10 protein-coding genes are annotated in these 10,803 nt (G+C 59.9%); all 10 read left to right on the top strand.

Translation table 11 applies throughout. The features are described 5' to 3' along the window. Positions 1-376: 376 nt before the first annotated feature. Complete coding sequence (locus VIW95_RS16580) at positions 377-1,531, top strand: hypothetical protein (protein ID WP_331588603.1); 1,155 nt, start codon at positions 377-379, stop codon at positions 1,529-1,531. Positions 1,532-1,722: 191 nt separating this feature from the next. Then, positions 1,723-2,181 (top strand): hypothetical protein, encoded by a 459-nt coding sequence (locus tag VIW95_RS16575; RefSeq protein ID WP_331588601.1) that lies wholly within the window; start codon positions 1,723-1,725, stop codon positions 2,179-2,181. A 132-nt stretch (positions 2,182-2,313) separates the two neighbouring features. After that, positions 2,314-3,003, top strand: coding sequence for an NADH-quinone oxidoreductase subunit I (locus VIW95_RS16570; protein ID WP_331588599.1), 690 nt, complete (start codon positions 2,314-2,316; stop codon positions 3,001-3,003). A 4-nt stretch (positions 3,004-3,007) separates the two neighbouring features. Then, a complete protein-coding gene (locus tag VIW95_RS16565; RefSeq protein WP_331588597.1) occupies positions 3,008-3,253 on the top strand; it encodes a hypothetical protein in 246 nt (81 codons plus the stop codon). A gap of 53 nt (positions 3,254-3,306) precedes the next feature. Beyond that, entirely contained in the window at positions 3,307-4,617 is a 1,311-nt protein-coding gene (gene thiC / locus VIW95_RS16560) for a phosphomethylpyrimidine synthase ThiC (RefSeq protein WP_331588595.1), read from the top strand. Then, positions 4,604-5,086 (top strand): peroxiredoxin, encoded by a 483-nt coding sequence (locus tag VIW95_RS16555; protein ID WP_331588593.1) that lies wholly within the window; start codon positions 4,604-4,606, stop codon positions 5,084-5,086. Before thiC ends, VIW95_RS16555 begins: the two co-directional genes overlap by 14 nt. A 90-nt stretch (positions 5,087-5,176) precedes the next feature. After that, positions 5,177-6,412: a molybdopterin-synthase adenylyltransferase MoeB gene (moeB, locus tag VIW95_RS16550; RefSeq protein ID WP_331588591.1), complete on the top strand. Its 1,236-nt coding sequence runs from the start codon at positions 5,177-5,179 to the stop codon at positions 6,410-6,412. Between the two features lie 112 nt (positions 6,413-6,524). Next, positions 6,525-7,226 (top strand): histidine phosphatase family protein, encoded by a 702-nt coding sequence (locus tag VIW95_RS16545; RefSeq protein ID WP_331588589.1) that lies wholly within the window; start codon positions 6,525-6,527, stop codon positions 7,224-7,226. Positions 7,227-7,258: 32 nt separating this feature from the next. Further along, positions 7,259-10,447: an efflux RND transporter permease subunit gene (locus VIW95_RS16540; protein ID WP_331588587.1), complete on the top strand. Its 3,189-nt coding sequence runs from the start codon at positions 7,259-7,261 to the stop codon at positions 10,445-10,447. 3 nt (positions 10,448-10,450) lie between these two features. Further along, positions 10,451-10,803, top strand: a 353-nt coding sequence (locus VIW95_RS16535; RefSeq protein WP_331588585.1) for a biotin/lipoyl-binding protein, incomplete at its 3' end; no start/stop codon positions are given.

The raw sequence follows: 10,803 nt of genomic DNA, 5'->3' as shown, positions 1-10,803 counted from the left end.
ATCCGCATTTCGACGGCAGGTTCCCGCATACGGTGAGTTTGACGGCGGGGCGCAAGGAGTTTGGGGCGGGGGTGGCGGGGAAGATTCTGGATGAGAATCCGACGCGGCTGTACCCACGGCTGAAGTCGTAGGAACCTATCGCCTGCGCGGCGGGCGGCATCGACACCGTCGCGGGGGTGACCTCCTTCGGCGTCGCTCAGGACAGGCTCTCCACCCAGTGAGAAGCGCAAAGTTGTGCAGCGCGCTACTTTGCTCTCAGGGGCGTAACAGAGAATATCGGGAAAATTGCGGCGGGCTTGATCGCGATAGTGGGCGTGGCCCGAACTAGGACAACGCGAGCCGGGAATCCAGGACACTCAGGCTAGAACGTGCAGACATGAAATTCCGCCACGCTGCCGCGCTCGCGCTTGTGGGCTGGTATCTCATGGTCGTTCCTACAACGACTAATGCTCAAGCATCTCCCACCCCCACACCATCAAGGAAAGCAGCGGATGTCTGGCCTACCGTGTCTCAGGCTCAGGCGGAGGCCGATTATCCGCAACTGTGGAAAGCAGAGCACCGGGCGGAAGCCGGCAGCGCCGCGAATGCTTGGGTGCTAAAGGTGCCGCACGTCAAATATATGGCGCCAGATTTCATCATTAATGAGAATGCCCGCCAGAAAGGGGTCGGCGAGGCGGGGATTGGGGTCTTCGTGGACAAATCAGAAAACGTGCGCGAGGTCGCAGGTAAAGTACCGCCGCAATTGGATGGCGTCCGCGTCCTTGTGAGAGCGATTCCTGTCGCGGTCTGGTGTCTAGGTGTTAGATTAGGGAAGGACGTCGCCAAAGACTGTTCCGACTGCGCAGTCACTACGGAGAATGAAGCATACAGTTGTCTGACAAAATTTAAGACAGGAGCTCAATGTGAATTAGACGCGGCGAAGTACATGCAGGATTGGTACGCAGACGCAGACAAAAACGGCGATGTGGTGGTCCTCGCGCCGAGAGCGGAATGCGTGGAAAACACAGCACGGCACCGGGCGGAAGCCGCCATCGCAGCGAATGCTTGGGTGCTAAAGGTGCCGCACGTCAAATATATGACGCGAGATCTCATCCTTGATAAGAACGCCCGCCCGAAAGCAGTCGTCGAAACGTGGATTGGGCTCTTCGTGGACAAATCAGAAAACGTGCGCGAGGTCTATGGTAAACTACCGCCGCGATTGGATGGCGTCCGCGTCCTTGTGAGAGAGATTCCTGTCTTGGTCTGGTGTCTAAGCGTTGCCGAAGGAAGCGACTGCTCCAAAGATTCTCCAAACTGCGTCACTTTGGAGGGCGAGGCTCACAGTTGTGAGAAGGAATTTAAGACGCAAGCCCAATGTGAATTAGGCGCGGCTAAGTACGTGCACGATTCGTACGTAGACGCAGACAAAAACGGCGATGTGGTGGTCATCGCGCCGACAGTGGACTGCTGGGAAAACACGGATCCCACAAGTTCGCAGTGGGACCCGACTTGGGATCCGACCACTGAGAAAGTCGTGCCGGACAACCGGTAGGACACGCGCGATTTCAATCTAAGACACTCGACCTGAAATTAAGACAGCGCCGAGAATTCGGAGCGGTTGTACACGCGATTGAATTCGTAGGAACCTAACCCCTAACCCCTTCCCATAGTGGGAAGGGGGACCGGATTTTTAATTTCAGGTTTTTAGATTTCGGATTTTGATTTCAGAATCTGGATTTAGCAATGAAGAACGGGAAAATTGCGGCGGGGTTGATTGCGATAGTGCTGATCGCTTGCGTCGTGCGGAATGCACCGGCGGAGACGCTGGAGCAGGAACAGGCGGCGCAGGATTTGCGCGATGCTGACGCCGTCAGCAAGCGGCATCGCGCAGAGCTGATGAAAATTCCGCACGTGCGTGTCGTCACCGGCGAAGTCGATGGACAGAACGAGGCGGCGATTCTGGTCGAGGTGGACGATCAAAAGAACATCGATTCTGTGATGCGGCAAGTGCCCTCGAAGCTCGAAGGTTTCCCGGTGGAAATCGACGAACGGGTCCCCGAGACTGAGTTCCACTTTGGTGCTGTTGGAAGCCTGGCCGCCGGCACACCGACGCCGTTTCCGACGATCGACAAGTACGGCTACCACCATCATACCTGGTTGAAGCCCTCCGCGCCCGCGACGAATCCTGACGCGCAGCAGTGAACCTAACTTGACTGCAATTCCGAGGACTCCTTATAGTTTAGTTTCGGAGTCCGGCGAAGCTGCGGCGATCGCAGAAAACCGCGTTCTGACAATGGATTTGGCGCTGGTTTAGAGATGCAGAGAAGCGAACAAATGACCTTCTGGGAGAAGATCTATATCCCTGAAATCCTCAGAGGTCTGGCTATCACCAACTATCACTTCGCGCGCAATTTCATGCTGCACACGGCGCATCTGTTCGGGATGAAGAAAGGCGTCAACGCGACTTCGACGACGCAATATCCGGAGGAGCGCAAGCACTATCCCGATAATTTTCGCGGCAGCCATCGGCTGACGCTGCGCGAAGATTCTTCCGTGCGATGCACCGCGTGTTTCCTGTGCGCGACTGCGTGTCCCGCCCAGTGCATATATATTGAAGCGGGCGAGTCGCCCGATCCGCACGTCGAGAAATTCCCGGTGCGCTACGAGATCGATACCTTGCGATGCATCTACTGCGGGCTGTGCGTCGAGGCCTGCCCGTGCGACGCGATTCGGATGGACACCTACGTTCATCCGCGCATCTGGGGTTTCGATCGCAAGGATTTCGTCGAGCAGAAAGAACTGCTGATGCATCGCTCGCGCGTGCTGGCCGAGAAGGGGCGCGAGGGCAACATGAACGAGATGCTCGAGTGGTACCGCGAGCAGGACGCCGCGGTTTACGATCCGCAGCGGCCCGAGATGAAGACCTACACCAATCGCGCGGCGCCCAAGCATTACGCGGAAGCGCCGGACCATATCGACGACCTGACGGCGATCGACCGGCATCCTGTCCGCAGCGGCAAGTAGCCAGATGACGCGAGTGACTATTGGCCTGACCTTGGCGGGCCTGATCGTTTTGTTCATCGCCTACGCGAAAGGCGTCGGGGTGATTCACGGCGGCGACGTGCTAGGCCACATGTACTGGGCGACGGCGGCGCTGACGCTCGTGGCGCTGGCGAACTTTATCGCGGTGGCGCACCTGGCGCGCGCGGAGCGGATGATCCAGCAACTGCGCGCGCTGTGCGAGAAGAACGGCATCGAGTACGGTGACGATTGAGCTATACTTTGAGATCCAAGGCCGAGCGTCGAGCCGGCCGCGGAGGTGACGCGATGACCCAGATTGAAGCCGCCCGCAAAAATGTTATCACCCGGCAGATGACCGAAGTCGCCGAGGATGAGGGTTTCTCGCCGGAAGAAATCCGCGCGCTGGTCGCGACCGGCGAGGTCGTGATCCCGCACAACATCTATCACGATTTCAGGGCGATCGGAATCGGCAAGGGGCTCCGCACCAAGGTCAACGCCAACATCGGTGCGTCGAATTTCCATCAGCTCATCGAAGAGGAAGTCGAGAAACTTTACACCGCGGTTCGCTACGGCGCCGACTCGGTGATGGACCTTTCGACCGGCACCGACCTCGACAAAATCCGCGCGGAGATTCTGTCGCGATGCCCGGTGATCCTCGGCACGGTGCCGATTTATCAGCTCGGCTCCGAGCGATCGATCATGGAGATGGAGGCCGAGTATTTTCTCGACGTTATCGAGCGGCAGGCGCGCCAGGGCGTCGATTACATGACGCTCCATTGCGGCGTCACGCGCGAGAGCGTGAAGCGGCTGCGCGGGCATCAGCGAATCGAGGGCATCGTCTCGCGCGGCGGTGCGATGCTGGCATCGTGGATCGAGCGGACCGGCAACGAGAATCCGCTCTACGAGCATTTCGACGAAGTCTGCGCCGTGCTGCGCGAGCATGACGTGACTATTTCGATCGGCGACGGGCTGCGGCCGGGCGCCACCGGCGACGCTACCGATCGCGGGCAAATCGGCGAGCTGCTGGTGATGGGCGAATTGACCGATCGCGCGCGTGCGATGGGCGTGCAAGTAATGATCGAAGGTCCCGGTCACGTGCCGCTCGATCAGATCGAAGCCAACGTGAAGCTCGAGAAGCGCGTCTGCGGAGGAGCACCATTTTACGTGCTTGGGCCGCTGACCTGCGACGTGGCGCCGGGCTACGATCACATCACGGGTGCGATTGGCGGAGCGATCGCGTCGGCGGCGGGCACCGATTTTTTGTGCTACGTGACGCCGGCCGAGCATTTGCGCCTGCCCGACATCGACGACGTGCGCGAAGGAGTGATCGCGACTCGAATCGCCGCTCACTCGGGCGACCTCGTTAAGGGTGTCCGCGCGGCGAAAGTCTGGAACGATCAGATGTCGCGATACCGCAAGGCGCTCAACTGGGAAGGCATGTACGCGATGGCGATGGATCCCGACAAGGCGCGCCGTTACAAGGAAGAGAGCGAGGCGGCGGGTTCCAACGTCTGCACGATGTGCGGGTCGCTGTGCTCGATCAACATCGACAACGCGGCGATCAAATTCACCAAGCGGCGATCGATTGCGGAGGCGGAAGCGCATGCCGCCGGCTGACGCCAGCATTCCCGATCTTTCGTCGGCGCTCGAGCTCGCGATTCCGGACGCCAGCGGGGAACTGCGCCGGCTCAAGGATTTTCACGGCCACAGCGTCGTCGTTTATTTCTACCCGAAAGACGACACGCCCGGCTGCACGGTCGAGGGCAAGGAATTTCGCGACAGTTTCGAAAATTTCAAAGCGCTCGATTGCGTGATCGTCGGCGTCAGCACGGATTCCTCCGCGCGACATCGCGCATTCGCTGAAAAGCACGCGCTGCCGTTCATCCTGCTCGCGGACGAAGACGGCAAGCTCGCGAGCGCGTTCGGCGTGCTCAACGGCAAGTATGCGGCGCGCTCGACCTTCGTGCTCGACAGCGAACTTCGCGTGCGGCGCGCTTTTCATGAGGTGACGCCGCGCGGACATGCCGCGCAGGTGCTCAATTTCATGCGCACGCTGGTCGAATCGCATCGCATGATTGGCGGATAGCGAACCGGCACGCCGCGTGGCGTGACTCGCGCGCGTGGTTATAGTTGTATATTGAAACTGAATCCGCCGGCGGACCGAACGGATAAATTTATGGCGAAAACTTCGAAAAATATTCTCGACGAAGCACGCTCGACGATTAAGCAGATTGGTATCGACGAGGCGCGTGCAATGATCGACAAGCCAGGCACCGTGCTGGTCGATGTGCGCGAAAGCGACGAATGGCGGCAGGGGCACATCCCGCAGGCGGTCGCGATTCCACGCGGGTTCCTGGAGCTCCGAATCGAGGAGAAGGTTCCCGATCACAAAACTCCGGTGATTCTGCAATGCGCCTCGGGCACGCGCTCGCTGCTGGCGGCCCGATCGCTGCGCGAGCTCGGCTACGAGAACGTGTACAACATGACCGGGGGCTTCAGCGCGTGGAAGGATCGCGGTCTGCCCTGGATTGCGGATCGTGCGTTCACGGCCGACGAGCTGACGCGCTACTCGCGCCATTTCGTAATCCCTGAGGTCGGTGAGAAGGGACAGGCGAAACTGCTCGACGCCAAGGTGCTTTTGCTCGGCACGGGCGCGCTGGGTTCGCCGTCGGCGTTGTATCTTGCGGCGGCGGGTGTCGGCACGATCGGCCTGGTGGACTTCGACGTGGTCGATATGTCGAATCTCCAGCGGCAGATCATTCACACGACCGATCGCGTCGGGATGCCGAAGACCGAATCGGCGCAAAAAGCAATCAATGCGCTGAATCCGGGCGTCAAGGTGATTCGTCACGACGTTCGGCTGACCTCCGAGAACGCGATGGACATCGTAAAGGACTACGACGTCGTCGTGAATTGCGGCGATAATTTTCCGACTCGATATCTGATCAACGACGCGTGCGTGTTCTCGAAGAAGCCGCTGGTTGACGGCGCGATATACCGCTTCGAAGGCAACACGACGGTTTTTTACCCGGCCAAGGGCGGCCCATGCTACCGATGCCTGTATCCCGAGCCGGCGCCGCCGGACATGGCGCCGTCGTGCGCGGAAGCGGGAGTGCTCGGCGCGATTCCGGGTCTCATCGGATCGATCGAGGCGCTCGAAGCGATCAAGTTGATAATCGGCGCAGGTTCGCCGCTAATAGGCAAGATGGTTTACTTCGACACGCTGTCTGACAAGGACTTCGTGCGAGTTTTGAAGATCCGTAAAGATCCGAAGTGCCCCGTTTGCAGCGAGCATCCAACTCAAACGACGCTGATCGATTACGAAGCGTTCTGCGGTTTTGGCGCGCCTGCAAACGGAACCGCGCATTCGGAACAACCGGCGCAGAGCAGCGCGGCGGCGTCGGCGCGGTAACACTCGCGCGCTGGTCATAGAAGTCGAAAATCTGGATTGATTGCGGCGGGCGCTCATTGGCGAGATGCCGCCGCGTTTTTTTAGCTGGCATCTCATCATCGAGGCGAATTAGATGGCGCTGGGACCGTTTTACGTTGCAGATAAACTGAAGGGTGGCAACGGGATGAGAGGAATCGCGCTGTTGATGCGTCATGGCGAGACCGCGTGGAACCGCGAAGGCCGCGTGATGGGCCGCAACCCAATCGAACTCGATGTGGAAGGACGCGCGCAGGTGGCGGCCTCGATTCCCTTCGCGCGACTGATCAAGCCGGAGTTGATCGTCACCAGTCCGCTGGCGCGGGCGCGGCAGTCGGCGGAGATAATCGCGGCCGGCGTCGGCGGCGTCCCGGTCGCCGAAGACCCGCAACTCTCGGAAGTTCAATACGGGCGCTGGGAAGGGATGGTGTACGATGACCTGGTCGAAGATGCCGACTACCTGCACTATCGCGACCATCCACTGGACGCGCCGACGCCCGGCGGCGAGACGATCGCGCAAGTGCAATCGCGTGGCGTCGAGGCAGTGCGGCGCGCGATCGGCGAGAATAGCGGCCGGCGCATCTTGTTCGTTTCGCACGGCGATATTATTCGCACCGTTTTGTGCCATTTCATGCGGCTCGAACTCGCGCACTTCCGGCGAATCCGCGTGGACAACGCCGCGTTCTCCGGGTTCCAGCTTATCGGCGGTTTCGCTGAAGTGAAATTCCTGAACCTGTTGCCTGATCCGGATCGTGCGTTCGTCGCGCCATTTGTATCGAAAAAGCGCGAGTCGCCCTAGCGGCGACCCCGGAATAAACAGGAGCCCACTGTATGTGGATCGTCCAACTCGCGCTCCGTCGTCCCGTCACTGTCGCCGTGATGGCGGCTTTGATGCTGCTGCTCGGAATCGTTTCGCTGTCGTCGATGAACTTCGACATCTTTCCCGCCATCGATATCCCGGTCGTCGACCTGGTGTGGAACTACCCGGGCCTATCGGCGCAGGAGATGGAGCAGCGGGTCGTGAATATCAGCGAGCGCTCCGCGTCGACGACCGTCAACGGCGTCGATCACATCGAATCGACTTCGCTCAACGGCATCGGGCTGCTGAAGTTTTATTTTCAGCACGGCGCCGACACCGGACTGGCTATTTCGCAATTGGTCTCGGTCTCCGAGGCGATCAAGAACATTTTGCCGCCCGGGATCAATCCGCCGAGCGTAATTGACTATAACGCGACCGAGGTTCCGATTAGCTACTTGCTATTGTCGAGTGAGTCTTTGCCGCAGAGCAAAGTATACGACTTCGGCTACAACTTCGCGCGAATATTCCTGTTCACTATCCCCGGACTGTCAACCCCGGCGCCGTTTGGCGGCGCGACGCGGCAGGTGATGGTGAATATCGATCCGTCCCTGATGTACGCGCGCGGCGTTTCACCATCGGACGTCGTTAACGCCTTGCAGAATCAGAATGTGATCATTCCCGGCGGTACCGCGAAAATCGGCAACACCGAATACGACGTGGTGATCAACGGCAGTCCGCAACACTCCGCGGAGCTGAATCGCCTGCCGATCAAGTACCAGGGCACTTCTCCCGTTTACATGGACGACGTGGCGAAGGTGAGCGACAGCGCCGCCGTGCAGACCGACCTGGTCCGCGTCAACGGACAGCTCGCGACCTACATGCTCATACTGAAGCATCCCTCGGCCTCGACATTGACGGTGGTCGATGCGGTCAAAGGGGTGCTGCCGAAGATGCTCGCGATCGCGCCCAAGGGACTTAAGGCGACGCTGGCATTCGACCAGTCGATCTTCGTGCGCGAGTCGCTGTTCGACGTGGTGCAGGAAGGCGTGATTGCCGCGTCGTTGGTCGGGCTGATGGTGCTGCTGTTCCTCGGCTCGCTCAGGAGCACGCTGATCGTCGTCACCTCGATACCGCTGGCGATTCTGACCTCGATAGTCGGGCTCAAGCTGTCGGGCCAGACCATCAACATCATGACGCTCGGCGGACTTGCGCTGGCGGTCGGCATGCTGGTCGATGACGCGACGGTGGAGGTCGAGAATATCCATCGCAACCACGCGATGGGCAAGCAGCTTGGCGTCGCGATCCTTGACGGCGCGCGGCAGATTGCGGTGCCGGCGTTCGTCGGCACGCTGTCGATTTGCATCGTGTTCTCACCAGTCATCGCGCTGACCGGAGTCGCCAAATACCTGTTCCTGCCGCTCGCGCTCGCGGTCGTATATGCGATGCTGACCTCGTACCTCCTGTCGCGCACGCTGGTGCCAAGCATGGCGATTCACCTGCTCGCGGCGGAACCCGAGGGCCACAAATCCGGCGGATGGCTGGGGAAAATTACCGACGGCTTCGAGCGGTGGTTCGACCGCCAGCGCACGCGCTACGAAGGACTGCTGAGCCGCGTGATGGCGCATCGCTCACTCGTGCTCATATCAATCGGCGTCATGGTGCTCGCCTCGATGCTGTTGGTGAACGTGTCGGGCGAAGATTTCTTCCCCAACGTCGACACCGGCATGATTCGATTGCACGTACGCGTACCGGTCGGCACGCGACTCGAAGAAAGCTCGCGCATCCTTGACGGCGTCGAGCGCACGATTCGCGGATTGATTCCGGCCGACGAATTCGAGTTGATGACCGATCACATCGGGCTGCCGGTTTACTGGGCGTTGCTGTTCTACCAGACCGACAGCCTGGGTCCGCAGGATGCCGACCTGCAGATCCAGCTCAAGAAGAAACATCACCCGACCGACGGATACATCAAGCAGATTCGATCCGCGATACATAGTCAGTTTCCTGGAGTGACTATTTACCCGCAGGCGGCAGATATAATCAGTCAAGTACTCAGTTTCGGTCTGTCCGCGCCAATCGACGTGCAAATCGTCGGACGCGATCTGAATTCCGATTTTGCCATCGCTGAAAAACTCAAGGCTGGGATTGAAACCATCCCCGGCGCGGCTGACGTGCGGATTCCGCAGGTGCTCGACTACCCGACGCTGAGCGTAAAGGTCGATCGCGACAAGGCGCTGCAGCTCGGGATCACGGAAAGAGATGTCACCACCAGCATGCTCACTTCGCTCAGCTCGAGCCTGATTTTTTCGCCCAGTCAGTGGCTCGATTACAAGAACGGCGTTAGTTACAGCGTTGCCGTGCAAACGCCGCAGCACATTGAAAACTCGATACAGGCTATCGGGCGCACGCCGTTGACGGCCTCCCAGCTCGACGGCGCCCAGACGCCGCCGCAGTTCCTGAATAACGTCTCGTCGATGAACCACGAGGTACAGGCGCAGGGCATCAACCATTACACGGTGCAGCGCGTGGTGGATGTGGATTGCGGAGTCGAGGGCACGGACCTTGGCAGCGTGACTTCCGCCGTGCAAAAGAAGATCAACGCACTGACGAATCTCCCGCCCGGCACCTCGATCAAAATACAGGGCGAGAGCAATGCGATGCAGCAGTCGTTCTCCAGCATGGGCAGCGGCCTGATTCTCGCGATCATCCTGGTGTACCTGCTGATGGCGACCAATTTTCAGTCGTGGCTCGATCCTATGATCATCATGATGGCGGTGCCGGGGGCGCTCGCGGGCGTGCTCTGGATGCTGGTGATCACGCGGACGACGCTGAACGTTGAATCGATGATGGGCGCGATCATGGCCGTGGGCGTCGGTGTCGCCAATGGCAACCTGTTGATCACATTCGCCAACGATCTGCGCGAACAGGGTCACGATCCGATTTCGGCGGCGATCCAGGCCGGCGTCACCCGGCTGCGCCCCGTCATCATGACGGCGCTTGCGATGATCCTGGGCATGCTGCCGATGTCGCTGGCTCTGGGAGCAGGTGGCGAGCAGAACGCGCCGCTCGGCCGTGCGGTTATCGGCGGACTGCTCGCGGCGACTGTGATGACCCTGCTGGTGGTGCCGGCGGTTTATTCGCTGTTCAGCGGCAAGCGAATCGGAAAGCGCGAACGCGACGCCGAGGTGGCCGAGTTGGTCGAGCAGTCGGAGAAGGATTGAAGTATGGCGGATGAGAATCCGAAATCGGCGGCGATCAAATCGGGACCGCTGTTCATCGCGGGCTGGATTGTCGCAATGGTCGTCGTGCTGGTTGCACTCGGCGGCCTGGTGCTCGCGCGCGACATCTGGATTAGCCATCAAACGAGCGCGCTCGAACAACAGGAACAGCAGGGGCCGATCGTCATCGTGGTGCCCCTGGCGCATTCCGATAAGAAGCGGACGCTGTCGCTGCCGGGCGAAGTGCACGGATATTTCGAGAGCCCGATCTACGCGAAGATTGCCGGCTACGTGAAGACGATGCTGGTGGACAAGGGCGCGCTGGTGAAGAAGGGACAACTGCTCGCGGTGCTCGAATC

The sequence above is a fragment of the Binatus sp. (SeqCode) genome, assembly GCF_036522015.1.
GTDB lineage: Bacteria > Desulfobacterota > Binatia > Binatales > Binataceae > Binatus.
Note: the sequence above shows the minus strand (reverse complement) of the source record. Positions and strands in the feature narration are given on the sequence as shown.

Bases quoted from the DNA above. Each gene is read 5' to 3' on its own strand.
- VIW95_RS16580 (WP_331588603.1), top strand. From the start codon at position 377: ATGAAATTCCGCCACGCTGCCGCGCTCGCGCTTGTGGGCTGGTATCTC.
- thiC (WP_331588595.1), top strand. From the start codon at position 3,307: ATGACCCAGATTGAAGCCGCCCGCAAAAATGTTATCACCCGGCAGATG.
- VIW95_RS16565 (WP_331588597.1), top strand. From the start codon at position 3,008: ATGACGCGAGTGACTATTGGCCTGACCTTGGCGGGCCTGATCGTTTTG.
- VIW95_RS16540 (WP_331588587.1), top strand. From the start codon at position 7,259: ATGTGGATCGTCCAACTCGCGCTCCGTCGTCCCGTCACTGTCGCCGTG.
- VIW95_RS16570 (WP_331588599.1), top strand. From the start codon at position 2,314: ATGACCTTCTGGGAGAAGATCTATATCCCTGAAATCCTCAGAGGTCTG.
- VIW95_RS16575 (WP_331588601.1), top strand. From the start codon at position 1,723: ATGAAGAACGGGAAAATTGCGGCGGGGTTGATTGCGATAGTGCTGATC.
- moeB (WP_331588591.1), top strand. From the start codon at position 5,177: ATGGCGAAAACTTCGAAAAATATTCTCGACGAAGCACGCTCGACGATT.
- VIW95_RS16555 (WP_331588593.1), top strand. From the start codon at position 4,604: ATGCCGCCGGCTGACGCCAGCATTCCCGATCTTTCGTCGGCGCTCGAG.
- VIW95_RS16545 (WP_331588589.1), top strand. From the start codon at position 6,525: ATGGCGCTGGGACCGTTTTACGTTGCAGATAAACTGAAGGGTGGCAAC.